This window comes from Bacteroides sp. OF03-11BH (assembly GCF_003604005.1).
Taxonomy (GTDB): domain Bacteria; phylum Bacteroidota; class Bacteroidia; order Bacteroidales; family Bacteroidaceae; genus Bacteroides; species Bacteroides ovatus.
The window spans coordinates 1-23,324 of the sequence record NZ_QTMW01000025.1 but is presented as its reverse complement, the minus strand read 5'-3'; the positions used below and the strand labels follow the sequence as shown (position 1 = coordinate 23,324).

The 23,324-nt window shown below is 40.0% G+C and carries 26 protein-coding genes, 1 tRNA gene and 2 pseudogenes; 6 read left to right on the top strand and 23 right to left on the bottom strand.

What is annotated here, in order from left to right:
• The first annotated feature begins 83 nt into the window (after positions 1-83).
• The 4 genes from DXA54_RS17625 (at position 84) to DXA54_RS17610 (ending at position 3,223) form a co-directional block, all read left to right on the top strand.
• A complete protein-coding gene (locus DXA54_RS17625; protein ID WP_172618174.1) occupies positions 84-1,064 on the top strand; it encodes a toprim domain-containing protein in 981 nt (326 codons plus the stop codon).
• 156 nt (positions 1,065-1,220) lie between these two features.
• Positions 1,221-1,604 (top strand): MobC family plasmid mobilization relaxosome protein, encoded by a 384-nt coding sequence (locus DXA54_RS17620; RefSeq protein ID WP_005645888.1) that lies wholly within the window; start codon positions 1,221-1,223, stop codon positions 1,602-1,604.
• A complete protein-coding gene (locus DXA54_RS17615) occupies positions 1,570-2,493 on the top strand; it encodes a relaxase/mobilization nuclease domain-containing protein (protein WP_057326903.1) in 924 nt (307 codons plus the stop codon). Before DXA54_RS17620 ends, DXA54_RS17615 begins: the two co-directional genes overlap by 35 nt.
• 4 nt (positions 2,494-2,497) lie before the next feature.
• On the top strand, positions 2,498-3,223 hold the full coding sequence (locus DXA54_RS17610) for a hypothetical protein (protein ID WP_005645893.1): 726 nt from the start codon (positions 2,498-2,500) through the stop codon (positions 3,221-3,223).
• Between the two features lie 42 nt (positions 3,224-3,265).
• Here DXA54_RS17610 and DXA54_RS17605 read toward each other — a convergent pair whose 3' ends face one another.
• The 5 genes from DXA54_RS17605 to DXA54_RS17585 all read right to left on the bottom strand — a co-directional run bounded on the left by DXA54_RS17605 (position 3,266) and on the right by DXA54_RS17585 (position 5,928).
• Complete coding sequence (locus tag DXA54_RS17605; protein ID WP_005645903.1) at positions 3,266-3,598, bottom strand: helix-turn-helix domain-containing protein; 333 nt, start codon at positions 3,596-3,598, stop codon at positions 3,266-3,268.
• Between the two features lie 130 nt (positions 3,599-3,728).
• Positions 3,729-4,148 (bottom strand): RteC domain-containing protein, encoded by a 420-nt coding sequence (locus DXA54_RS17600; RefSeq protein WP_005645906.1) that lies wholly within the window; start codon positions 4,146-4,148, stop codon positions 3,729-3,731.
• Complete coding sequence (locus DXA54_RS17595) at positions 4,102-4,341, bottom strand: hypothetical protein (protein WP_005645908.1); 240 nt, start codon at positions 4,339-4,341, stop codon at positions 4,102-4,104. Before DXA54_RS17595 ends, DXA54_RS17600 begins: the two co-directional genes overlap by 47 nt.
• A gap of 31 nt (positions 4,342-4,372) precedes the next feature.
• A complete protein-coding gene (locus DXA54_RS17590) occupies positions 4,373-5,305 on the bottom strand; it encodes a helix-turn-helix transcriptional regulator (RefSeq protein WP_005645910.1) in 933 nt (310 codons plus the stop codon).
• Complete coding sequence (locus DXA54_RS17585) at positions 5,302-5,928, bottom strand: Type 1 glutamine amidotransferase-like domain-containing protein (protein WP_004315354.1); 627 nt, start codon at positions 5,926-5,928, stop codon at positions 5,302-5,304. Before DXA54_RS17585 ends, DXA54_RS17590 begins: the two co-directional genes overlap by 4 nt.
• 602 nt (positions 5,929-6,530) lie before the next feature.
• On the opposite strand from DXA54_RS17585, the gene DXA54_RS17580 reads away from it, so the two are divergent.
• Both DXA54_RS17580 and DXA54_RS17575 read left to right on the top strand, forming a co-directional pair.
• A tRNA-Pro gene (locus DXA54_RS17580) sits at positions 6,531-6,603 on the top strand.
• A gap of 107 nt (positions 6,604-6,710) precedes the next feature.
• Positions 6,711-8,348 (top strand): annotated as a pseudogene (locus tag DXA54_RS17575) (alpha-galactosidase D).
• 408 nt (positions 8,349-8,756) lie between these two features.
• Here the strand turns inward: DXA54_RS17575 and DXA54_RS17570 are convergent.
• From DXA54_RS17570 to DXA54_RS17480, 18 genes and pseudogenes are all read right to left on the bottom strand, one after another.
• The gene (locus DXA54_RS17570; RefSeq protein ID WP_004323390.1) at positions 8,757-8,954 is read right to left on the bottom strand and encodes a hypothetical protein; all 198 of its coding nucleotides are present in this window, start codon (positions 8,952-8,954) and stop codon (positions 8,757-8,759) included.
• A 99-nt stretch (positions 8,955-9,053) separates the two neighbouring features.
• Complete coding sequence (locus DXA54_RS17565; RefSeq protein ID WP_120080195.1) at positions 9,054-9,851, bottom strand: helix-turn-helix domain-containing protein; 798 nt, start codon at positions 9,849-9,851, stop codon at positions 9,054-9,056.
• 1 nt (position 9,852) lies between these two features.
• The gene (locus tag DXA54_RS17560) at positions 9,853-10,782 is read right to left on the bottom strand and encodes a hypothetical protein (protein ID WP_004306923.1); all 930 of its coding nucleotides are present in this window, start codon (positions 10,780-10,782) and stop codon (positions 9,853-9,855) included.
• Positions 10,783-10,916: 134 nt separating this feature from the next.
• Entirely contained in the window at positions 10,917-11,711 is a 795-nt protein-coding gene (locus DXA54_RS17555; RefSeq protein WP_004306922.1) for an alpha/beta hydrolase, read from the bottom strand.
• 8 nt (positions 11,712-11,719) lie between these two features.
• Positions 11,720-12,169 carry a hypothetical protein gene (locus DXA54_RS17550; RefSeq protein ID WP_032853010.1) on the bottom strand — a complete coding sequence of 150 codons (450 nt, stop codon included), beginning with the start codon at positions 12,167-12,169 and terminating at the stop codon, positions 11,720-11,722.
• Between the two features lie 62 nt (positions 12,170-12,231).
• Complete coding sequence (locus tag DXA54_RS17545; RefSeq protein ID WP_004306920.1) at positions 12,232-12,675, bottom strand: VOC family protein; 444 nt, start codon at positions 12,673-12,675, stop codon at positions 12,232-12,234.
• A gap of 370 nt (positions 12,676-13,045) precedes the next feature.
• A pseudogene (locus DXA54_RS17535) lies at positions 13,046-13,692 on the bottom strand (tyrosine-type recombinase/integrase).
• A gap of 283 nt (positions 13,693-13,975) precedes the next feature.
• A complete protein-coding gene (locus DXA54_RS17530; protein ID WP_008652011.1) occupies positions 13,976-14,782 on the bottom strand; it encodes a hypothetical protein in 807 nt (268 codons plus the stop codon).
• A gap of 10 nt (positions 14,783-14,792) precedes the next feature.
• Complete coding sequence (locus tag DXA54_RS17525) at positions 14,793-15,161, bottom strand: GntR family transcriptional regulator (protein WP_004306916.1); 369 nt, start codon at positions 15,159-15,161, stop codon at positions 14,793-14,795.
• 11 nt (positions 15,162-15,172) lie between these two features.
• Complete coding sequence (locus DXA54_RS17520) at positions 15,173-16,024, bottom strand: hypothetical protein (RefSeq protein WP_008652015.1); 852 nt, start codon at positions 16,022-16,024, stop codon at positions 15,173-15,175.
• A 6-nt stretch (positions 16,025-16,030) separates the two neighbouring features.
• Entirely contained in the window at positions 16,031-16,876 is an 846-nt protein-coding gene (locus tag DXA54_RS17515; protein WP_004327120.1) for an ATP-binding cassette domain-containing protein, read from the bottom strand.
• A gap of 172 nt (positions 16,877-17,048) precedes the next feature.
• Positions 17,049-18,515 carry a tetratricopeptide repeat protein gene (locus DXA54_RS17510; protein ID WP_008652018.1) on the bottom strand — a complete coding sequence of 489 codons (1,467 nt, stop codon included), beginning with the start codon at positions 18,513-18,515 and terminating at the stop codon, positions 17,049-17,051.
• A 21-nt stretch (positions 18,516-18,536) separates the two neighbouring features.
• A complete protein-coding gene (locus DXA54_RS17505) occupies positions 18,537-19,481 on the bottom strand; it encodes a PstS family phosphate ABC transporter substrate-binding protein (RefSeq protein ID WP_004296284.1) in 945 nt (314 codons plus the stop codon).
• A 3-nt stretch (positions 19,482-19,484) separates the two neighbouring features.
• The gene (locus DXA54_RS17500; RefSeq protein ID WP_008652020.1) at positions 19,485-20,300 is read right to left on the bottom strand and encodes an energy transducer TonB; all 816 of its coding nucleotides are present in this window, start codon (positions 20,298-20,300) and stop codon (positions 19,485-19,487) included.
• A gap of 26 nt (positions 20,301-20,326) precedes the next feature.
• Positions 20,327-20,980, bottom strand: a complete 654-nt coding sequence (locus DXA54_RS17495; RefSeq protein ID WP_004296286.1) for an ExbD/TolR family protein — start codon at positions 20,978-20,980, stop codon at positions 20,327-20,329.
• Positions 20,981-20,995: 15 nt separating this feature from the next.
• Positions 20,996-21,601 carry an ExbD/TolR family protein gene (locus DXA54_RS17490; protein WP_004311924.1) on the bottom strand — a complete coding sequence of 202 codons (606 nt, stop codon included), beginning with the start codon at positions 21,599-21,601 and terminating at the stop codon, positions 20,996-20,998.
• A gap of 33 nt (positions 21,602-21,634) precedes the next feature.
• The gene (locus DXA54_RS17485; protein WP_004306909.1) at positions 21,635-22,432 is read right to left on the bottom strand and encodes a MotA/TolQ/ExbB proton channel family protein; all 798 of its coding nucleotides are present in this window, start codon (positions 22,430-22,432) and stop codon (positions 21,635-21,637) included.
• A gap of 152 nt (positions 22,433-22,584) precedes the next feature.
• Positions 22,585-23,025 (bottom strand): hypothetical protein, encoded by a 441-nt coding sequence (locus DXA54_RS17480; RefSeq protein WP_004306908.1) that lies wholly within the window; start codon positions 23,023-23,025, stop codon positions 22,585-22,587.
• Between the last annotated feature and the right edge of the window lie 299 nt (positions 23,026-23,324).

Here is a 23,324-nt window from a genome sequence, read left to right as displayed (position 1 = left end):
AGATAGATGTAGTAGTGTCCCGTACTTCTTCTTACTCGCTTCTTGCTTCATTATTACTATCGTTAAATAAAAAAATAAAGATTATGACCTACAAGGAAGCCAACAATATCAGTATCAAAGATTACCTGAACTCTTTGGGAATCCAGCCAGCCAAGGAAAAGGGAAGCTACGGGATGTACCGCAGCCCCTTACGGGAGGACAACACGCCAAGTTTCAAGGTGGATTATAACGCCAATTTATGGTGTGACTACGGAACTGGTGAGGGCGGGACGCTCATCGACCTTGTAATGAAGCAACACCAGTGCAACGCCTACGGTGCTATCTGCCGACTGGAACAGGGCGACACCGCCTCTTTTTCCTTTCACGGGAAAGAACTGCCCGAAAGGGACACGAAAAGGCAGGCAGCCAGCCCGATAGAGATACGCAGAATACAGCCGTTACAGAATCCGGCACTCATACGCTATTTGCAGGAAAGGGGGATTTCCCCCGGAACGGCATCCCCATACGTGCAGGAAATGTATTACCGCATCGGTGGCAAGCCTTATTTTGCGCTGGCGTTCAGGAATGATTCAGGAGGTTACGAGCTTCGCAATCCCCGTTTCAAGGGCAGCACATCGAAAGACATCACCCATATACGGCAGCAGGGAGAGCCGAGAGATACCTGTTTCGTGTTCGAGGGCTTTTTGGATTTCCTCTCATTCCTCACTATCCGGCAACAGAAAAGCCCGGATATACCCTGCACCGACTGGCAGGACTACGTTATCCTGAACTCCACCGCCAACACGGATAAAGCCTTATATCCGCTGGCTGGTTACGGGCATATACATTGTATGCTTGACAATGACGAAGCCGGGAGGAAAGCGGTTGAAGCCATAAGGCAGGAATACAAATGGCGTGTACGTGACGCATCACACCTGTACAGCGGTCACAATGACCTGAACGACTATCTGCGTAGCCTTAAAGTGAAGCAATCCCAAGATTTGACAGTTACCGACAAGCCCCAGCCGGAGCATGATAACAGACAAAATCCGGGTGAAAAAAGAAAGAGAGGGCTAAGGATGTGACCTGCAAGGCTGGCGGCATGAACCGACGGCAGGCTGTGTGATTAGGGAGAGCAAGGTTATGTTTCGGTAGACCGAAACACCTTGCTTTGCTTGACAGCAAAGAAAATTTCTCCCGTTGGTCGCAATTTTTAAGATACCACCTAAAAGTAAAAACGTATGACAGGGATAAGAAACAAACCGGGAGGTCGCCCGGCAAAAAGCCGGATAGACAAGCAGAACCGGGTAGTCAGCACGAAGTTGACCGAGTTACAGTTCTACGCAATCAGGAAGCGAGCCACCGAAGCCGGGCTGCGTGTCAGCGAGTACGTCCGGCAGGCGGTCGTTTCGGCAGAGGTAACGCCCCGGCTGAACAGGCAGGATGCGGACACTATCCGCAAGCTGGCGGGCGAAGCCAACAACATCAACCAGCTGGCGCACCGGGCGAATGCCGGAGGGTTTGCACTGGTAGCGGTGGAACTGGTGAAACTCAAGAACAGGATTGTTGAAATCATAAACCAACTGTCGGATGATTGGAAAAATAAGAAAGGGAAGCGGATTTAAAGGCTGCGTGAACTATGTACTCGGCAAGGAACAGGCAGCCTTGCTTCATGCGGAGGGAATATTAGCCGAAAGCAACCGGGACATCATACGCAGTTTCATACTGCAAGCCGGGATGAACCCCGACCTGAAAAAGCCAGTCGGACATATTGCGCTAAGCTATTCCCCGGTGGACGCACCCAAGCTGACAGACGGGAAAATGATACAGCTTGCGCAGGAGTACATGCGTGAAATGAAAATCACCGATACGCAGTACATCATCGTGCGCCACCAAGACCGGGAACATCCGCACGTACATATCGTGTTCAACCGTATAGACAACAACGGCAAGACCATTTCGGACAGGAACGACATGTACCGCAACGAGCAGGTATGCAAGAAGCTGAAAGCCAAACACGGGCTTTATTTCGCTAAAGGCAAGGAGCATGTAAAACAGCACCGTTTGAGAGAGCCGGACAAATCCAAATACGAGATTTACAATGCCGTAAAGGATGAAATCGGGAAATCAAGGAACTGGCGGCAGTTACAAACCCGGCTGGCAGAAAAGGGTATCGGGATTCATTTCAAGCACAGGGGACAGACTGGCGAAGTGCAGGGCATATCTTTTTCCATAGGTGAATACACGTTCAAGGGTTCGGAGATAGACCGCAGTTTCAGTTTCTCCAAACTGGATAAATGTTTCGGGGATGCGGGGCTGAACACTGCCGGAAACAACCGACAGACGGTTTCCGCACCTGTTCAGGAGCTATCGCAGACACTGGGCAAAGCCGACAGTCCGTTACTGACAGGCTTGGGCGGTCTGTTCTCCGCCCCGTCCTCTCCGGCTGATGAAACACCCGACAATCCCGGTGAAAGAAAAAAGAAGAAAAAGAAACGACACTTAAAATTATAGGAACATGGAAAATAACTTAATTTTGGAGGGACTTCTCTCTATGGTTACGGAACTGAAAGAACGGCAGGAGAAGCAGGTAACGCCAGCCAGCCGGGAGGAAACGATTAACCGACTGGACGTTATCGAACAGCGCATTTCGGAAATGCAGGGCAAATCCGGCATTCCTGAAAACATGGTGCAGGAGATTCTAAACCAAATCGGCAGTATCAGAAAAGGTCAGTCCGAGAACCAAAAACAAGACCTTGAAGATATAAAGGGGCTTATCGTGACCTCGCACCGATATTTCAAGGAGCGGTTAAAGGTGTTGTTCCCGGCTGATGATACACCAGCCGGAGAAATAACGCCCGTTTCATGGTACGGCAAACTGATATATCGGGTAACTCCCTACCTGAAACCCAAGTTTTTTCTTCTTTCAGCAGGTTTTATTATCTGTATCATTTCGCTAATCTTGAATATTCGTTTTACGGAACGGATGCAACGGTTACAGGACAACGATATAAAATACCGCTATATCCTGATGAAAGGAAAGGCAGACGGCAGCAGCCTTGATTTGCTGGAAACGAAGTTCAGCCGGGAACGGGACAACGCTTTCATCCGAAGCCTGACCAATTCGGTGAAAGGCTTTGAATACCGCAGCAGGAAACAGGCGGAAGCGTTGGAACGGGCAAGGCTGTTGAACGAACAAGCCGAGCAGCTAAAGGAGGAAGCCGACAAATTAGGCAAGCCATAAAACAAAAGCAAAGCCGGAGCAGAACCGCCCCGGCTTTCTAATTCACTTCTTTTTCTTCGTGCAGTGTTCTTTCTCGAACTGGCGCAACGTGGTAACGCTGAACCGCTCCTTGATGAACTCCCGGACATCGGAAGCCTTATAGTACACTTTTCCGCTGATTGTGAAATACGGCAGCGCACCGATAGCCCGGTAGCGTTGCAGGGTCTTGATACTCACCTTGAAGAGCAGGCACAAGTCCTGATTATCCAGCAGGTTGTCATCTTCGGGCAGCACCCTGTCGGCATTGCGCAGTACCCGTACATCCTTGCAGAGTTCTTCCAATTTGGCGTACAGCTTCTGCATCCATACGCTGAAATCGTCATTGTCTATATACATGATTGCTTCATTTTTCTGATTATACATTATGGTCTGTCAATCGATTGATGAAGCAAAGTTCAGAAAACGGACGCAAAGAAATTACGGGGGAGCTAATGGAATCCCCTATAAATAAATCGTAAGCCGTTGGTTATCTGTACCCTTTCTTGTCATGTTCCTTGCGAATAAGCTCTGCCAGTCCATTAAGAAACTCTGTCAGCTTGCCCGGCTTTCGTTTTATCACGTCCTCATGCTTTTGGTAACAATCACCTATCTTGATATTGAAAAGCCATTCAAAGGCTTTCGTCAAGTCCACTAAATAAACAGGCTTGCCATTTTGATACACAATCTTTTGGGAAAGGAACAGCCCGCTAACTATTTCCATGATATTGATAAGAGTGGTTCTGTCAGCGAGATATAGAGGGGAAAGGGCTTGTTTGTTGGTGCGTTGCTGCAACTGTTCCGGGTACTTGATACGCCATTCGATTAGGCGTATTTCGGTATTCAGTAACCCTATCGCTTCATCAATTAGATGCAAATAGGATATTTTTTTCCTGCTCAAACCATACACGGTATGATTTAAGACGATACAAACCAAAAGAGAAATAGCGGAGTAAAATGCTATAATCTTGTTCTGTGATACTGAAATCGGCTACATGGGTCGCCAATTCTTCGATAGCTTCTGCAAATTCAGATGCAGACACTTTACGTTGTGAGCATTCCGACAATAAGCGGAAAAATCTTTGGTCGAATATTTTTTTCATTTAGTCGATTAAAAATACTATTTGACAGCAATCAAATAGAAATGTTATTGATAATATTTTTAACTTCATATTTTAAAGAATCTGGTCTTATTATAGTTGCACTATCTGCAAAAGACAGATACCAATGTGCAAACTTACTGATTGAAAATGTTAGAAAATGAAGCTCAAACATATCCCCTATCTCTTTCTCAGATGTTAATCCGTAATAATATTTATCATCATTCATTATGGAGGTTTTATTCTTTTCTATTCTTATAACGATTTCATGTAATTTTTCTTTATCATAAAACTCGCGTATGAATTTTTCCAAAGGAGGATGTTCCCGTGATTGTAATTCATTAAGAATGTGCATTTTTTGAATTCTATCTATCCGAAATGTAAGATAGATTTCTTTGGGAAGATAAAAGCCTATTAGATACCAGTTAGTTCTCGAAAAGAAAATTCCAACAGCTTCAATCTTTCGTTCTGAAACACTTAACGCATTACTTCCCAAATAAGATATTTCAATAATTCTTTTTTGGTATATACTTTGTAAAATAAGTAAAAGAATATCAGGTTTATAGGTAGATGATTTATAAGTATCCAATACAGACATGCACTTTTCCATTGTTTCTAACATATTTTTGTCTGCAAAACGCATGACAGACCTAATCTTTTCTATTCCAGACTTATAATGTTCGTTGCTATTTGAATCAGTTAGTTCATGTACTAATTTCTCTGCAATCAAAAAGGACAAAGCCTCTTTTTGAGTAAACATTAGAGGAGATAATTTGAATCCTTCTGCAAGTGAATAACCAATACCGGGATTTCCTATGATAGGAATGCCTGCCTCTTCCAATGTTCTTATATCTCGATATACAGTGCGAATGCTTATATTAAAACGTTCTGAAATTTGCTGTGCTTTCACTAACGAGTACGATTGTAACTGAATCAATATAGCAGAAATACGGTCTATTCTATTCATTTTGCATCTTTAATTTGAATATTTGAATCTTCAATAATAACAGCTTGTTTATTACTTATAGGAATAAGCTGCAACTTCTCATTATATAGTTGAACTATCTTTTCACCTTTTTTCTTGAATGGAAAATTTCCATAATGGGGAATCGTATAAAAATCGACCAAATCTAAAGAAGTACAGTCTTTCAATTCAGGAGCCTTTTCTATTGGATCAAAATTCACACTTCTCATATATTCTGCATCGGGAGAGGCTATTATTGCTCCGGCAGATTCCCCAATATACAGTTTACCCAATTTCACTTGTTTAGATATAATTTTATCAACACCTTTTCTTTTTAACTCTTGCAAAAGGAAAAATGTATTTCCACCTGTTATGTAGATATAATCGCATTTATGTAATATAGAAGATATTTCCTCTTTGGGCAGTTGGGTAATCTCGACTTCTTCAACAATCATTCCTGCTTCTTCTAAAGCCTTTTTCCCCTTTTTTACATAGAATCGTATTGGTTCTGTAAGGCTTGCAGTTGGTATAAAAGCTATAATTTTCCCTTGCAAATCTTCTTTGGCACAATCGACAAATAGATTAGCAACATCAGCAAATGATGAGCATAAAAATAATCTTTTCATATTCTATAATATTAAGTTGAATACTTTTTGATACAAAGATAGCGTCTTCTATGACAGCCCTATGTCAGTAAGTCTAATATTGAAGAGTTTTTTTCATCAAAACAATCCATTATTGAAATTTACCCTATTTGTAATGTGGCTGCACGTTTCGAAACCAGTGGGGTTTATGTAGTTATACATATTACTCGATAAAAATACTCCTTTACGATTCAATCTATTGGGAAAATTGATACCTGACATTTCGACTAAAGTTCTTTCTATATACTTCATGGATATTGAAAACCTTCCGTCACATAGCCTGCAATTCTTCTTAATGATACAGAGAAAAATCCTCAAAACAACTCCTAAAAGAATACTGAACAAAATTCAAACAGACTTTTAGCAGTAAATACAAAAAAAGTTCTTGGAAATATTGATAATTCCAAATAAATATCTACCTTTGCACGCAGAAATCGAACCTAAGACACAAACTTGTGTTGAACGGTGCAAAGTTGTGAAAACCTTATTCAAGGGACTAACATCGTAATAAAGATATAACTTATTGAGAAATAGTGCTATACAAGCCGACTTTCGGTTGCTGGTGGCACCACTTCTTAAGCAATCGGAATGTAGCGCAGTTGGTAGCGCACTACGTTCGGGACGTAGGGGTCGGGCGTTCGAGTCGCCTCATTCCGACAAAGCAAAGGGTAACTTTCTGGAGTACAGCAAGTTACCCTTTATCTTTATTTAGTTACCGGGACGAAATCGGGACGGCTATACAAAAAACACTAACCCATTATATCATGAAAAACAGAATTTATCTCTTTACAGTAGCAGTAGCTTCTTTTATGTGCATCAGTTGTACAAAGACTCAAACTACCCTCTCCGAGAATGAAAAGACAGTCAATCCTCCCATCATGGGATGGAGTTCATGGAATGCATTTCGCGTAGACATCAGCGAAGACATCATCAAGCATCAAGCCGACCTGATGGTAAAAAAAGGTCTGAAAGATGCCGGATATCATTATGTCAATGTTGATGACGGCTATTTCGGAAAGCGCGATGACAACGGAATTATGCATACCCACGAACAACGTTTCCCGAATGGGATGAAACCGATTGCGGATTACGTTCACGGCCTGGGAATGAAAGCCGGTCTCTATACCGATGCGGGCAACAGTACATGTGGCTCCATGTGGGACAATGATGCAGCAGGCGTAGGAGCTGGTATCTATGGACACGAACCGCAAGACGCCCAATTATACTTTGGCGACTAGGGTTTCGACTTTATCAAAATTGATTACTGCGGAGGAGATGCGCTGGGACTTAATGAAAAGGAACGCTACACTTCCATCCGGAACAGTATAGACAAAGTAAACAAAGATGTTTCCATCAATATTTGCCGATGGGCCTTCCCGGGCACTTGGGCTAAAGATGCAGCAACTTCCTGGCGTATCAGTGGAGATATTAATGCACATTGGGGATCATTAAGATATGTAGTCGGAAAGAATCTCTACCTGTCGGCTTATGCTGGAAACGGACATTATAATGACATGGATATGATGGTCATCGGATTCCGCAACGACAGTAAAGTAGGTGGACAAGGTCTTACTCCGACAGAAGAAGAAGCTCATTTCGGTTTGTGGTGTATCATGAGCTCTCCTTTGCTTATCGGATGCAATCTGGAAAACATGCCGGATTCTTCGCTCGAACTGCTGACAAATAAAGAACTGATCGCCCTCAACCAAGATCCGCTGGGCTTACAGGCTTATGTAGCTCAACATGAAAATGAAGGTTATGTACTCGTAAAAGATATTGAACAGAAACGTGGGAATGTACGTGCAGTAGCTCTTTACAATCCTTCCGATACCATCTGTAGTTTTTCCGTGCCGTTCTCTTCACTGGAATTTGGAGGAAACGTAAAAGTACGTGATCTGGTAAAACATAGCGATTTAGGAAACTTCTCCGGTACCTTCGAACAAACGCTTCCTGCACACAGTGCCATGTTCCTCCGCATAGAAGGCGAAACACGTCTGGAACCGACCCTCTACGAAGCGGAATGGGCTTACCTACCTCTTTTCAATGACCTTGGCAAAAATCCTAAAGGTATTATTTATGCCCATGATAAGGAAGCCTCCGGCAAAATGAAAGTAGGTTTCCTTGGCGGACAACCTGAAAACTATGCCGAATGGCGGGAAGTATATAGCGAAAATGGCGGACGCTATGATATGACCATCCATTATTTATATGGCAAAGGACGACAAATAGAACTGGACGTAAACGGTATCATTACCAAAATCGACTCTTTGGGAGAGGATAACGGTCATAACCAAATCACAGTTCCCGTTGAATTAAAAGCCGGATACAACACTATTCGCATGGGTAATAGTTATAACTGGGCACCGGACATCGACTGCTTCACTCTGACAAAAGCATTGTAATAGCAATTATAAAAAAAGCCAGGAAAGTCCCTAAAAAGAAAAATTACCCTTACTACAACATAAAGAACTGCGCTCCTCAAGTTTTCTGTCTAACTTTTGGGGCGCAGGTCAACCGTAGTAAAGATTATATTATAATATCAAGGCCTTTTCGGCCTCTTTTTATTTTATAAAATTATCTTTGGGAGATAACCTTTTGAATAAAAGGCTTTAAGCGAGATTTTTCAGCGTTCGAGGTAACGATTCGGCAACCGTGCGTATTTCTGCGTTTTGCGCTGTATTTCCTCAAATAACTCACTGCAAATCTACAAATTATTTCTCACAAACCAATACATATTTTTTTCCTTTTTTTATTTGATATACCTTTCTTTCATTCAGGGAATAGATAAGGCAACACTTTTGCAGGAAATACTACCCGGAGCGTAGCGCAGGTGTGGAGATTTCCTGTAAAACCCGTAGGGCTTGGTGTTTCCGTTCTATTCCCTGTGTGTATTTTTGTATCTCAAATGAATAAAGGATTACTTTGGCACTTTGCATTTCTTCGTTTGTGTTTTCTTGTGAAGATTCAGACAATAAGCTGAATAACTCCGTCTTTACTAATTCATTCATAAGCATAATTTTTTGATGATTAATATTGATTGTCAGACCGAAGTCCTGTTTTATGCTGAATGATTTTTTATTTATGTGTTTTATCGTTCTTACTACTTTTTATAATTCTGATGGGGGGTTGTTTGCTAAATTCTTAGCTTCTTTTACAAAATGAGAAAAATCAGTATAGCCCAATTCGTCATATAAATCATAACTACCTTTGGCTCTATAGTTTTTCAATGCTGTTTTGAAGCGTAGAGCTTTAAAGCATTGTTTAGGCGATACTCCTAATACTTCTTTGAAATATCTGTTGAGAGTAGGATTTGATACTCCGACCTCTTTGCTTACAACATTTAGCTTGTAATCATGGCTATTATTAATGTAGTAAATTGCTTTTGTTACAGCTTTAAGCTTAAAGTCAGAACTAAAGATTTTCATATTACTTAAAAGCCAATTCTCTACAAACAGAACCCGCCCATCAAAAGAGGTTTTCAATTTTAGTTCGTCTATTATTTTTTGATTTAGATATTTTTGCAATGGCAAGCTATTATCTACCAAAGTCGGAATATCTTCGGATAAACAGGAGTATAAAACTCCCGGCTTGAATTTTATTGAAAATTCATGGGTTCCGGGAGCGTGTATCACGGCGATTGCGTCTGTCAAACTGCCGGAGATTTTATCTCCTGATGTATCAGACATACCCTGTCCACGATGAACTTTGAATGTTTGGCTCTTGTCTGACAAGTAAACTGAAACTATAATATTAGCATTGGGCAAAGCTATAAGTGAGAACGGATTTATAGAATTGTCCGGAGTTTTTATTTCGAAATAATACTCGACAATATCCTTTAGTTCAAAACAGGGATATTTAATCTCTATTTTTTCTTCATCTTCAAATATGACCTTGCCCTTTACCATGTTATTTTGTTATTATATGTAGTACCGAAAAGCCAATACCCATTGTCATCATGCGTTCTTTCCTGTTGGTTAGAAGTTGTTGCGTCCAGTCGAGCAACCCACCGTCGCCAATCTCAATCACATTCTCGCCTACTACTATTTTTGCTTTTATCCGAAAGCCATAGTAATAGTTATTTTCATAGTCGGGTTCGACAACCGATACTTTTATATGGTCGCTGTTTTTCTGAACATATGATATTGACTCTGTAATTAATGGGCTTTGACCGTCATACCCTTTGCATGGGATAATCTCGAAGTATATATGTTCAAAGCTGTAACTTCGTAAAACGTCATACGATGCTGTCAGGTGTTTAAGTAGTTCCTCTTTTTCAAAATTAAAACTCCCTGTATCTTTACCACAGGAAATCAGGCAAATAACTGAAAAATGAGGAGTGAAATTAGGATTGTCAAATACCTGTGTTCGAATAATCCGTGAAATATTACTGTAGTTGTAGGTTCGGCTATCTAATCCGCCTTTTTTCTTTAATGAAGCATAATGCAAGGCTGTTGCATTGGTTGGGTCTGCCTGCATTTCTGTATTTCTTAAAGCTGTCAACACTTTCTTTTGGTCTACGGTAGCAACAACACTACTCGTTCCCAACTGTGCGGCAGGAGAATGTTCTATCGGTTCAAATCCTCTGCTGGCTAATACTTTATAGCACGTCAATTCTTGTTCTTTGTACCTTAAAACATCTATATTGGCAGGTTTGACAAGTTTATTCCCCTCGTATTTATTTAATAAAGACGAGGGCGTTTCTTGCTGGATGCGCCTGTTAAAAACCTCCAATAAAATAGTGTTCAGTTCCGACCCACTTAATTCATCGGATAGTATCTTAACTATATCCGGTAAATCCAATTTGCTGATAATATGTTCACCTATATCTTTTTTCATGTCTTTCTAATACTGTATAAATGTTCATCAATTATTTTCCCCTCTTTTATTACTGAGGATTTAATAACAGCCTCTTTTTCAAAACCCACTTTTTCTAGATTTGAATTGTTTTTTATGAGTTAAATTAAAGTATCTCAAATAGAACCGTAAAATTCCAGATACTTGCTAACATTGGATTGTACATATTCCGTATTGTGATGTCCCGGAAACAGGTAATTTTGAGTATTTACTCCTTTTTTCTTTAGCATATTGTGAAGAATGGAGCCCCCTTCATAAAACCTGCCCTCATCCTTTTCTCCTGCATCAAGATAAACCTTCATTTCAGAAGAAATATCATTGTGCTTTGCAATATATAGCGGGTCATACTTTTCCCAATCATTCATATCTCTGTAAAAGGATTTATATTCATCTTCGAGTTCGAGCAGTAATGCAGGCATGTGTCCTCCAACTTTCGAAAACTTATCCTGATGCCTGAATGCATTGTGTAAAGCGGTATATCCTCCTGCGGAAGCACCACCGATGTATCTGCCTTTCCTGTCATTTATGGTTTTGAACGTTTTATCTATGAAAGGTATTATCTCATCTATAAAGTAGTCTTCATATCTCCCTAAATGTATCGTTCTATGAGATTTTACAGGGTCAGGGATTTCCTTACAGACTATGGACGAGTTTACGCCACGGCTGTTTTCCATTCTCGGACATACAATTATCATCGGCTCTATTTTCCCTGTTTCTATCAATTTATCTGCTGTTGTATGTATATCAATTTCAAACATTATATTTTCATCACCCCTTCTTTGGTGTAAAAAGTATAACACAGGAAGTGAATCGAGATGATTATAGGTTGTGGGTAAATACACTAGCATTGACATCTCTTTTTCAAGGATGTTACTATATAAATCTACTTTTTCTACTTTCAATTTAATCATTGTCCTTATTAAAACTTACTTTTTTCGTAATTATAGGGAATGCTTGTTCCCACAAGTACATCTTCGATTTTCTCGATAATCAACCAATCATCCATATTTCCTTGATGTTCAAAATCAAGTGCAGGTTCAATCTTCTCCAAGCCGGAAAACTCTACCAATATCAGGCATTTCTTATGCCAGCGTTCCTTTTGTTTGTCTGTCAGGTCGAGTTTAGGGTTATTTAGTTTTTCGATAATCTCCGAATCGGTAAGTTTGGTATAGTTGTCTACATGGGTTACCATGGCTTTAGCAGAGATTTTCTTCGAATCTTTCTGCATGAAGTAGAGTATTTCACCTTCGTTTACCCGGCTGTGGGGGATTTTTCTTCCTGCCGCTCCACGAACGATCATTATTTTACTGCCATTCATTATTTTATCTAATGCTTTGGCTTTATCGTCACAATAAACTAAGTGTACCATTTTATTCAAGTATAATTATTTTTTTTATTTTCTCTGTTTATGAACCGTTATATATAGCCCTGTTACTCGTACTTCTTATTTTCTTCTATTAGTTCTTCACTCCATTGTTCCGGAGCCAATGGTGAAAAAAGTTCTATTAAATTATCTTCAGGATCACGCAAAAGTACCGTGCGGCTCCCCCAATCAGCCATATCGGTAGGTTCGTTAACAAATATCACACCCTTTTCTTTCAATGCTCTATAAGTATCATCAACATTATCCACACTGAATGCCACAAGTGATTTCTCCCGATATCCTACAGGCAATTCTTTATCTGCGTTGCCTACAGACGGAGCCATCCAATCGGATACAAAAAGAGCAAATCCTTCTATTCCGTCTGCTACCTTAAAATAGGCATACCCACTGTTCTCGTCACCCCAAGCCGGTTCCAGACCTAGTTGCTCGGAATAAAACTTAAAACACTTAGCAAAATCTTTAACTAATAATCTTACGTTACTAAATTTCATTGTTTTATAATTTTTATAGTTATTAATATTCTTTCGTCAGCAATTTTATAACCGACTATTCCTGTTGACCTCGTAATGATTACCTTCATGTTCTTACACTGTGTGATTCACTGACGTTTTAATTTTGAAAGTTTATATAACATACTGTAATAGCATCCTCAATCGTATAAGGATACGGAAACGCATCCCGTAGGTTTACAGCGATTGCGTGATTATTAGCTAATCTCTGTATTGCTTCAGTAGAAGTTAGGTTTATATTTTGTAATCGTATCATTTTAATATACTTATTGTTCTTTGCAAAGGTAACTCCATACATCAAATCAAAGAGTGTAAAAATGAATCAATTTTATCAATAAAATTCTTGTTTGATTCACATTCTTTCAATTATCTGCATTTCCAATCCTTTTAATTTATGGGATAGGGCTTCCATATCCTGACTTATTTTCTCTTTGGTTATCTTGGCATAGATTTGGGTTGTTTTAATATTGGTATGCCCCATCATTCGGCTAACGGTTTCTATCGGAACTCCCTGTGAGATAGTCAATAAAGTTCCGAAAGTATGCCTACTGACATGGTAGGTCAGCCGTGTTTTAATCCCGCATTGCTTGCCTATCTTTTTTAATATGGCATTACAAGTACCATTACCCGGTACAGGGAAAATTCTTGGTTATGTTTGGCAAAGAGGGTTAAAAATGTATCTTGCTTTACTCCTAACCCTAAATAAGCGTTCTTTACCTTATCAGCCGTAACAAAGCCGTCCGTTTGCATTACTTCCTAATAGTGGCGGTTAATATCGACACGGATTTTATCCAAAGCGAGGTTGGTTTTTACCGCTAATGTACTTTTACCTGTCAGCCTTCCGGCTTTGGTATCCCAAAGGTTGGGCGATATATTCATCTTACAACTGAACTGGCTGATTGTTCCGTCAATCGTGATTCTTCCCATTACTGGAACTGTTCCGTTGGGTTTGGGGTTGTTCTTTTTGAGATAGAACAAAATTTTAAAGGTACTTCTCATCTTACTCAAAGTTTACAGATTACAAAATTAGTTTACTTTGAGTTACAAGAGGTTACGCAACTTAACGCAAGAAGCAGACAATTAGCGACTTATAGCCGATTTGCATTTTTACCGTTGGTAATGATGTGGTAACCTAACTTTGTCTTACCTTTGTCTATCGGTGGCTTTTGCCGTCCAGAAGAAAAGCCAAACAAAGAGCGTTTCCCGCACATTATCAGGCGGTTGTCCTCGTTTGGCTGAAACTTGCTTTTTTATCAGACTTTTATTTTATACGTCCACCGGATTATTCCATTACGGTCACACAGGCTTTTTCAGTTAATGTGACCTTCAACTTAGAATCATCTTTCTCGGGAATCCAAAACATACGCCGGCACTCTCCCTTTTGAAGTTGTACACTAACATTTTGACCTGTTAAATATTCTGTATCAATATGACATTCTTCAACATTCACAGACCAATCATTCATCCTATTTAAATTCAAATGCAGATTATTGATATTTCCACTTTGGAATTCCACATTTCTACCACCCCTAATGACACTCAAAGCTCTAAAATCACAAGAATCTACCATGATAGAATTAGGAGTATCGATGGAAATGGAATCCTTTGTCAGTTTTTTGAGAGCTATCTTCTGCATATAAATATCATTTATAACACATTCCACTTTGGATGTCAAATTCAGTTGCATATCTCCTGTAATCATTCCCACATATTTAGACTCTTTAAACTCTTGTGGAAAATCAATCAGAGAATAGTCCAAAACGATCTTCAATGTATCTCCCATAACAGTCATTTTCAGATATTCATTTACTTTCTCTGAACAAGAGAACGTATTCTTCTCTCCTTTTGAAGGCAAAACTCCCAAGAGAGAATTTGCCAGCCAAATACCACGTTCTTCCGTATTCATCTCTGTTTGAGTCATCCAGATCACCCGACAAGTCGGCAGTTCTTGGACTAGCTGTTCTCCTTGCAGGTTTATTTGATTGGAAAAGTATGGTTTCCCCAGACAATACATCACAAACATTCCGCCTACCAGCATGCAAAATCCGGCTACAAAAAGCCCTATTAATATATAAGTTGTACGTTTCATAATATTTGTTTTACTTTTCTTTTTTACAAAATTCCCGATACATATCGGTTATCTCTTTGATAGGAATATCCAACGTCTTGATCTGCCTGAAAAAATAATCCAATTCCTCCTTCAAAAAAATATCCTTTCGCAAAGAATGAATCAATTCCCTTGCACCGGTAGCGACAAAATAACCAATGCCGCGTTTATTATAAATAATATTCTGTGACTGGAGATAATCGAATGAACGCATCACTGTATTGGCATTTACTTCCACAATAGCAGCATATTCTCTGACAGACGGGATGCGTTCCTCTTCCCCCAATTGCCCCAGAAGTATCTCATCACAAATCCTATCAGCGATCTGCAAATAAATAGCTTTACTTTCTTTAAAATTCATAGGCTAAATTATTACATGCGTTGAATTATTTCGGACTCCTTAAAACGGAAATAGGCAAGCGTACAATTTACTAATGCAAAAAGCACAAAGGCAATGGATGCCAAGGTAAAAGCTTGTTGCTCCGTTATAGAAGAAAAAATATAGCTACAATCCCTATTGTTGCTTCCATTAAATAACATATTCCCCACCACTATTCCTACCACTACATAAATCAGAACAATAATGGTAACAGTAACAAAAGTCTTGAGAAATGAATTCTTTGGCCAGACAGAACTACCTAGTACGAACAATGACCGTATAAAGCAATAAATAGAAAGGACAAATATCAACTCATACATTTCATTGAATAAAAACCACCGTTTCCCGCTGCCTACTAAATATCCCAGATTGACAGGAAGTATCGCCCCTTTTGCATCCGGATAAATAAGCGAATAAATCGATACCCGTGTATAATCAGCCAATTTAAAAGCAATCAGAAAAACAACTAAAAATACGATGGTTGATACCAGCCAACGAGAAAAAAACTTCTCAAAAGGAGTGGCCGGCACCATTAATGCAGAGAGCCGACTAGTCTTATTCTTCATCTTTTCCATCAGCAACGATGCACTCAAACACCCGAAAGCGAATAGAAAACATAAAAAAGATATCAGTATAAACTCCCAGGCAGGATCAGCATTTGCATGACGAATAAAATAAGCCGTATTGTGATACCTATATTTAAAATATCCGTTCCAAACCATTACCACTGCCATCACTCCATACATCAACACCATACGAAGCACATTCGATCTCCAATTCTCCACCATCTCCTTACGGCAGAGATTTATAAAACGAGGCAAACTGAAAAAAGTATCTTTTATCATCGTCTTTTATTTTTGAGTGTGAAACAATCGGGCTATCTCTCCAGGAGCAGCCAGCGTAGCATTAAAAAGAAGTTCCAGGTTTAATTCCGATTCTTCCTGTTCTTCGTTAGGAAGGATCAGGTAGTTACCCTGAATAGTAGGAATTGCAAAAAGCGCACTTTTGGCCAATTCCCGATCATCACTCTCCACAAAGAAAAGTTTGTCACAAATACTACTTGTCGATTCATCCAGCAACACACGGCTGTCATCCATAATCAACACATGATCGAGCACTTTGTCGATGTCACGAACCTGATGCGTGGAAATCACAATCGTCTTATCATCCGACATACCCGATGCTATAAACTTACGGAACTGACTTTTGCCTGGAATATCCAGCCCGTTGGTCGGTTCATCCATCAACAAAAGAGAGGTATTCGTAGCAAGCGCAAAACTCATGAACACTTTCTTTTTCTGCCCCATAGAAAGCGATCCGAGATCAATATCTATATCCATCTCAAAATAATGGAGATATTTAATCATCTCTTCCTTACTGAAACGAGGATAAAAAGGACTGTTTAACTCAATATAGCTGACCAAAGAAACCGAAGGCAACTCAAATTCTTCGGGAACTAAAAACATATCCTGCAAAGTAACCGGCAACCGACGGCGTACATCTGTATCGTGAAACATCACTTTGCCGTTTTTAGGAGTCAACAAGCCGGACATCAGATAGAGAAGAGTAGATTTTCCCGCACCATTCTTTCCCAACAGTCCATATACCCTGCCGGATTCGAACGAAAGCGAAAAATCACGTAGTACCGCACGCTTCGATTTACGATAAGTAAATGAAAGATTTTCTACTGTAATCATAGTATTTCTGTTTAATGAATAATGATCTTTAGGTGTATTAGTGTAATAGTACACCACAAAAGTAGGTAATCTTTTGAATATTCCAATAGAAAAGGAGAAAAAAGTGCAAAAAAAGGAGGAGCTAAGATCACTCTCCACTCCTCCTGTCACGACAAACAACTAAAATTATTCACTATTTGATGCCATCCAATGCCCTTTTAGCAGTAGCATTAGCGGGGTCTATAGCCAGAATTTTACTCCAGTATTCTATGGATTTATCTTTATTAGCCTTTGCTTCGGCTTTCAATGCCGGATTTTCGATAGCTAACAAATAGTAATATCCAAGATAACTGTAGCATTCAACCAAAGCTGAATTGTAATGAGGATCGTTTTTGCTTTCCAATAAAGCGGCTACTTCCTCATAGAAAGGTTTCGCAAGTCCTTGAGTTGTTTCAGGGTCAAGTGCAGAATTGGCACGTGCTCTCCAGAAGTTACCCAAATAGCTGTCCGGCGCTGCTTCCGCAATTGCATGGAAAACAGAATCGGCGGACATTAACGCCTGCTTGCGTTCTTCAACAGTGATTGCTAATGAATCAGGTTGCGTACCAGCACCGTAATAAAGTCTACCAAACTGGAACTGTAAGTCCGGAGTCTGTTTTTCCTTATCAAGAGATGCATAATATTTCTGGTAAGCACTGATTGCTTTTTTATAATCATTCTTCTGTTCGTAAGCAGAAGAGATATTCTTATATAAATCCGTCTTCGTCGGATCCATCTTTACCGCTTTCTCATATTGTACTACTGCATCATCATATTTTTTCAGACTCTCCAACAGATGTCCATAATACATATAATCCAAATACGAATAATCGGCTTTTTCACATTCATTGAAGAAGATATCCGCTGCCTTTATCGCTTCGTCGAAACGCTTCAAGTCAGTATAGTTATACATTGCCAAACGGTTGAACGCAGCATGATGGGCATTCTTTTGCAATCCCATATTAGCCACTTCGAGCGATTTCTCAAAATCATGGTTCAAAAATAAAGCAAACGCATACTTCACCAAATCTTCTTCCGTAGCAGTCGGCCCCATTGCAAAATTCGCATAAGCTCCTGCCGCTTTACTAAAATCATTTTTCAAATAATAAATCTCGGCTAGTTTTTTGTCTACGGCTGTGTTGGACGGTTCCAGGTCTTTCAATTGATTCAGCTTCTCAATGGCAAGATTTGCATTGGCTGATTTATAAATATCTGCATATTTCAGATAAGCTTCCGTACATTTCGGATCAAAATAAATCGCCTCCTCATATTTTTGAGAAGCAAGACCCGCATTTTTCTGTTTCACGGCAATATCTCCTTCCAATACAGAAGCAAGTGACGATTTACCATTCGCTTTTCGGGCAAGAGCTGCATACTCCTGCGCTTCGGGAATCTTGTCAGCATTCAGATATGCATCTCCGATAGCTACCAGCAATTCCACATTCTTTTTATTCTTTCCTTTAATCAGATGTTCGGCATCTTCAGCAGCCTGTGCCGGATTCGTCTGAATAGTTTCTTTCAATTTGGCGACTTCCGCCTGCCACTCGGCATCGGTTGATTGCGCGCAGAGCGACCCTACTGCTATAAACGCTCCAGCTAAAAACATTTGTACTCGTTTCATGATAGTCTCTAATTTTAGTTATTATTCGTCTTTCACATGGACAATACGCACCGGCTGTGTAGCCGGAACGAGTCCGGATTTTAATATAATCCGCTGCCCCTTGTCGGATGTCATAAAAGAAGCAAATCCCCAAGGCAGCCCACTACGGGGATCATTCAGTAATGCATAAATAGAACGTGCCAACGGATAGTTTCCATAAAACAAATAAGCCTGATAAGGTTTATAACTGTTTGCAGGAGTTGCTACATCCTCCGCACTCACTGACATCACTCTGATCTCTTCACGAAAAGAAAGATTGGTTGTATCACTGCGGTTCCCCAACCAGTTTACTCCAACAACTCCCATAGCGTCGGGATTATTCGCTACATAATCTATCACCTGCTGGTTGGTTTTCAAGGCACTGACGTTACCTTCAGCCAACTCTTTTCCACCACAGATTGAGTCCATTGCAAAACGTACGGTACTGGAGTTCTTATTATCGAACACTACCTGAATCCCTTTCAAACGGGAATTCGGATTAACCTCTTTCCAGTTTTTCACCTCACCGGTAAGGATGCGGCGGAAATCACGTACACTCAACAAAGAATCCGGATTAGCACGATTCACGATCAATGCCAGACCATCCGTAGCCAATTTTATCTCGCGAGGGAAAAACTTACGGCTGTGGAATGAATTCATTTCTTCCTTAGTCAGTGTCCGGGTTGCAATAGCCAACCGGACACTGTCTTTCAGAAGTAAATTTATCGCTTCCACTTCAGTTGTGTAGCGAGGGACAATCCCGGCCAAAGGGTACAGACTTTCAAACACCTCTATCTCTTCTTGTATGATAGGTTCGAAACTCTCATCCGCTGCGATAGATACCACACCGGAAGAATAAGTATCCGTCGGTCCTTTCGATTTTGAGTTACAAGCACTCAAAACCACCAACGCTACCAGTCCTATCAGCCTAAATTGTCTCTTCATCATCTTTTATTGTAATCTAAACATTACCGGAACGGTGAACTTCACACGTACCGATTTTCCATTCTGCTTACCAGGGAGCCATTTCGGCATGCTTTTTACCACACGAACAGCTTCCTTATCCAGATAAGGGTCTACACCACGAGCCACATGTACGTCAGAAATAGAACCATCACGTTCAACAACGAACTGTATGATAACGCGACCTTGTGTTCCATTCTCCTGTGCAATAGTCGGATATTTGATATTCTTACCCAGATAAGCCATCAATTCAGTCTGTCCACCAGGGAAAGTCGGCATTTGTTCTACCATATCGAAAACCTTTTCCGGTTCCGGTGCAGCCTGTGTTACCACCTGCTTAAGGTCTGCGATATCTTTACCATTAGCCTCGTCATTACCTTTTACGTCGGCAATAGAGATGGATACTTTGGTAGCATTCAAATCTTCCTGGCTCTTGATTTCATTGTCTTCATGCACTTCTTCATCTTTCTTGATGACAGGAGCTGTAAACTTGATAGAACTCTTCAATGCAGGGGGAGGAGGTGCAACCGGTTCTACGCGTTTCATCTCTTCCTGTTTGATTTCAGGTTCTTCCAATTTTGACAGAGTAGTTACTTCTGTCATCACTTCTTTCTGCTCCGGAGTTGCCAACTTAAGCAGTGTAGGGATACTAAATCCAACCGCTGCTATGACCACTACAATCAACATAGCGACATTATGTCGTTTTGTTGAATTGGCACGCATTCTATATGCGCCGTATGCTTGGTTTTTGCCTTCAAAAATCAGTTGACACCATTCCGAAGAAGCTAAATCTAATTTTGCCATTTTACTTTTCTTTTTTAGGTGTTACATCAATTATCGGCCAAGTTTTGTGACAATTCACCTTTCGCATCATAATTCTTAATCAAGAATTCATCAGCTTCAGCAATATCTGTTATCACATATTTACCAATATTACATATCTGCATTTCGTCCAGCGCGTCAATCAGATTCATATAAGAAGCATCATCGGTAGCTTTGATAATCACGGTCGGTGTATCCTTTCCGCTCTTTATCTCAGAAACCTGCTTCTTAAATTCGTCATCCGTGATCTTAAGATCAAGTTTTTGCTGCTTCAATTCTCTTACTTTATTGACAGCAACAGCATTCTTCTGAAGAAGTACGGCACGCAGTCCATCTGCACCGTAGCTAGTTTCTTTCAACGAGGTATAATCCTTATAGTTAGGTTCTCCCTCGTAATAATAGAGTTTGTTATCAGCTCCCAGCAATAACGTAATTGCTTGTGAAGCCTTCACCATACTCTTTTGGTTTTCAGTTATATCTTTGTCATTACTCGGCATGCTTATCTCCATCGTCTGAGGTTTGCTCAGTGTGGTACAAAGCATAAAGAAAGTAATCAGCAACATGTTCATGTCCACCATCGGTGTAAAGTCCACCCGGACAGTCATTTTCTTTTGCTTGCTCTTTCCTCTTTTTCCGCCGCTCTCTTGTACTTCAGCACTCATTGTATTTCCTCCTTTTTAATTTTCAGATTCTGCCTTGAGAGAAGTAATCAGATTGTACCGATTTTCCCGCAAATCCTGAAGTGAGTTCATAACGTTCTTTATCACTGAGTATGGAGTTGTAGCGTCTGCCTTGATAGCAATACGTAGATCAGCGTTAGCGGCACGTGCATTACGTACCCACGATTTAAACTGATTGTCAACACTATCGCATGGAATACCTTCATTCTTTAGGATCTTATCCCGTTGATCTTCCGGGAGATCAAGATATTTCTGCATACTTCTGATAGGTACTCCAAAAGTAGAAGACAAGATAAATCTCTTCTCCTGTTCCGGAGTAAACTTAATGCCATACTCTTCACCCATGCTCTCCAATACAGCCTGCATATCCTGCTGCTTGTCGAGGCTCATAAATATTTTTCCTTCCGGATCAACCAGAATCTGGAGTACATTCGTCTCCGGAATCTTGATTTCCGATACGGAAGCCGGAGTGGTAACTTGTACTGGTTCTTTCTTCACAAATGTTGAAGTCAACATAAAGAAAGTCAGAAGCAATACAGTAACGTCACTCATAGCTGTCATATCTATGAACGTACTTTTCTTTTTAATTTGCGCTCTACCCATGATTAATAATAGATTTTATAAGGGTTCGCAGAATTAGTGAGTAGCAGCAAAAGTTTGCACGATAGAGAATCCGACTTCGTCGAGTCCGTAAGTCAATTTATCGATTTTGTTAGTGTAATAGTTGTAAGAAATAACAGCCAATGCACCAGTCAAGATACCGAAAGCAGTATTAATCAAAGCTTCAGAGATACCTTGTGACAAAGCCATAGAGTCAGCACCACCACCAGCAGACAAAGCAGCAAATGAACGGATCATACCGATTACAGTACCAAGCAATCCCATCAATGTACCCAGAGTGGTGATGGTAGCGATGATCGGAAGATTTTGTTGCATCATCGGCATTTCCAAAGCAGTAGCTTCTTCAAGTTCTTTCTGGATAGCCAACAGCTTCTGTTCTTTAGGAAGAGATGTGTTCTTTTCCATTTCTTCATACTTACGCAAAGTAGAAGTTACTACGTTAGCAACAGATCCACGTTGTTTGTCACAGATTTCCTGTGCTTTCTTCATGTCACCGGCAGCTAAAGCGTCTTTGATGTTAGCTACAAACTTAGACAATGAACCTTTACCGAAAGCAGAACGAAGAGCGAAATAACGTTCGATGCTCAAAGCAAGTACGGTTAACAACAATGTCTGGATAATAGGTACGATGATACCACCTTTGTAAATAGTACCCAACATGTTCAACGGGTGATTGTTCGGGTCATTGTTCATAAAGTTGGACGGGTTACCTAATAGGAATTGGAAGATACATACAGCTATTACTAAACAGCAGATGATTACGATACCGGCATTTTTTATACCTACAACTTGAGTTTTTTTAGTAGTTTCCATAATAAGTTTTTTGTTAAGAAATTAATTTTAGTTATTTAGGAAGTAAAAATTTCGATTAGGCACACTGCGCTACAGACCCTGCAACTTTTAAAAGGAAAAAGTCACACAGTTCATACAGAGTACGAAAAAAACGGATAATAGGGGGAAATAAACTAAATAAGGATATGTCTTAGAGCGAACACATAGTAATCGCTACACGTAATGGAGTAATGTGGATCCTTATCCGAATAAAAAGATTTACTTTGATCTAATACTAAAGAATTCTCTCTTAACACGAGAAACTTATGCATAACGTCTTTCAATGAGTCATTGATTTCAATGATTCTACGCAGGCGATAATTATTAGAGTTTGATTCAGTTACTAATTTAAATCCTAATTCTACATCAGAAATAGTTAATGACTGCGAGTTATCATAACTAACCGACTGATTATCTACAGAAGAATTACGATTAACATCAGAAGACGATTCTGATAATTGACAAGAGGCCTCATAGTTTGAAGCATAAGCCGAAAAATTCATAGCATTTCCACCCATGCTAAAAGATAGCATCAGCAGAACAAAAGCTAATATGAATTTCGGCGAAAGTTTCATTGTATTTTTAGTTGTTTAAAGCGTTCGTTATAGATTCGGCGACAAATGTAGCAATAAAATGTACACGAGTATCATTGTTCACATCATTTAAGCATAAAAATTTGTCTCTACTATAAAAACAAGTTGCAATGTGTTTTGTTCTAGGGAACATTCTTTTAATTTGTTAAAAAAAGCATCTCTATTGAAGAAACTATTATGCGGTTTGTACCTGCTAAAAAGGGCGGTATAAATACCAAAGTACCAAAACACAGAAAGCCCCTTGACTCAAAATGAATCAAGGGGCTTCTTAAAAACGGCGG

Coding starts and splice junctions, on each gene's coding strand:
- DXA54_RS17505 (WP_004296284.1), bottom strand. CDS start 19,481: ATGATGAAGAGACAATTTAGGCTGATAGGACTGGTAGCGTTGGTGGTT.
- DXA54_RS17485 (WP_004306909.1), bottom strand. CDS start 22,432: ATGGAAACTACTAAAAAAACTCAAGTTGTAGGTATAAAAAATGCCGGT.
- DXA54_RS17480 (WP_004306908.1), bottom strand. CDS start 23,025: ATGAAACTTTCGCCGAAATTCATATTAGCTTTTGTTCTGCTGATGCTA.
- DXA54_RS17555 (WP_004306922.1), bottom strand. CDS start 11,711: ATGATTAAATTGAAAGTAGAAAAAGTAGATTTATATAGTAACATCCTT.
- DXA54_RS17530 (WP_008652011.1), bottom strand. CDS start 14,782: ATGAAACGTACAACTTATATATTAATAGGGCTTTTTGTAGCCGGATTT.
- DXA54_RS17570 (WP_004323390.1), bottom strand. CDS start 8,954: ATGAATGAATTAGTAAAGACGGAGTTATTCAGCTTATTGTCTGAATCT.
- DXA54_RS17500 (WP_008652020.1), bottom strand. CDS start 20,300: ATGGCAAAATTAGATTTAGCTTCTTCGGAATGGTGTCAACTGATTTTT.
- DXA54_RS17590 (WP_005645910.1), bottom strand. CDS start 5,305: ATGAATAGAATAGACCGTATTTCTGCTATATTGATTCAGTTACAATCG.
- DXA54_RS17550 (WP_032853010.1), bottom strand. CDS start 12,169: ATGGTACACTTAGTTTATTGTGACGATAAAGCCAAAGCATTAGATAAA.
- DXA54_RS17605 (WP_005645903.1), bottom strand. CDS start 3,598: ATGTATATAGACAATGACGATTTCAGCGTATGGATGCAGAAGCTGTAC.
- DXA54_RS17515 (WP_004327120.1), bottom strand. CDS start 16,876: ATGATTACAGTAGAAAATCTTTCATTTACTTATCGTAAATCGAAGCGT.
- DXA54_RS17545 (WP_004306920.1), bottom strand. CDS start 12,675: ATGAAATTTAGTAACGTAAGATTATTAGTTAAAGATTTTGCTAAGTGT.
- DXA54_RS17490 (WP_004311924.1), bottom strand. CDS start 21,601: ATGGGTAGAGCGCAAATTAAAAAGAAAAGTACGTTCATAGATATGACA.
- DXA54_RS17625 (WP_172618174.1), top strand. CDS start 84: ATGACCTACAAGGAAGCCAACAATATCAGTATCAAAGATTACCTGAAC.
- DXA54_RS17595 (WP_005645908.1), bottom strand. CDS start 4,341: ATGAAAAAAATATTCGACCAAAGATTTTTCCGCTTATTGTCGGAATGC.
- DXA54_RS17610 (WP_005645893.1), top strand. CDS start 2,498: ATGGAAAATAACTTAATTTTGGAGGGACTTCTCTCTATGGTTACGGAA.
- DXA54_RS17620 (WP_005645888.1), top strand. CDS start 1,221: ATGACAGGGATAAGAAACAAACCGGGAGGTCGCCCGGCAAAAAGCCGG.
- DXA54_RS17525 (WP_004306916.1), bottom strand. CDS start 15,161: ATGAATTTTAAAGAAAGTAAAGCTATTTATTTGCAGATCGCTGATAGG.
- DXA54_RS17520 (WP_008652015.1), bottom strand. CDS start 16,024: ATGATAAAAGATACTTTTTTCAGTTTGCCTCGTTTTATAAATCTCTGC.
- DXA54_RS17565 (WP_120080195.1), bottom strand. CDS start 9,851: ATGGTAAAGGGCAAGGTCATATTTGAAGATGAAGAAAAAATAGAGATT.
- DXA54_RS17615 (WP_057326903.1), top strand. CDS start 1,570: ATGATTGGAAAAATAAGAAAGGGAAGCGGATTTAAAGGCTGCGTGAAC.
- DXA54_RS17510 (WP_008652018.1), bottom strand. CDS start 18,515: ATGAAACGAGTACAAATGTTTTTAGCTGGAGCGTTTATAGCAGTAGGG.
- DXA54_RS17585 (WP_004315354.1), bottom strand. CDS start 5,928: ATGAAAAGATTATTTTTATGCTCATCATTTGCTGATGTTGCTAATCTA.
- DXA54_RS17495 (WP_004296286.1), bottom strand. CDS start 20,980: ATGAGTGCTGAAGTACAAGAGAGCGGCGGAAAAAGAGGAAAGAGCAAG.
- DXA54_RS17560 (WP_004306923.1), bottom strand. CDS start 10,782: ATGAAAAAAGATATAGGTGAACATATTATCAGCAAATTGGATTTACCG.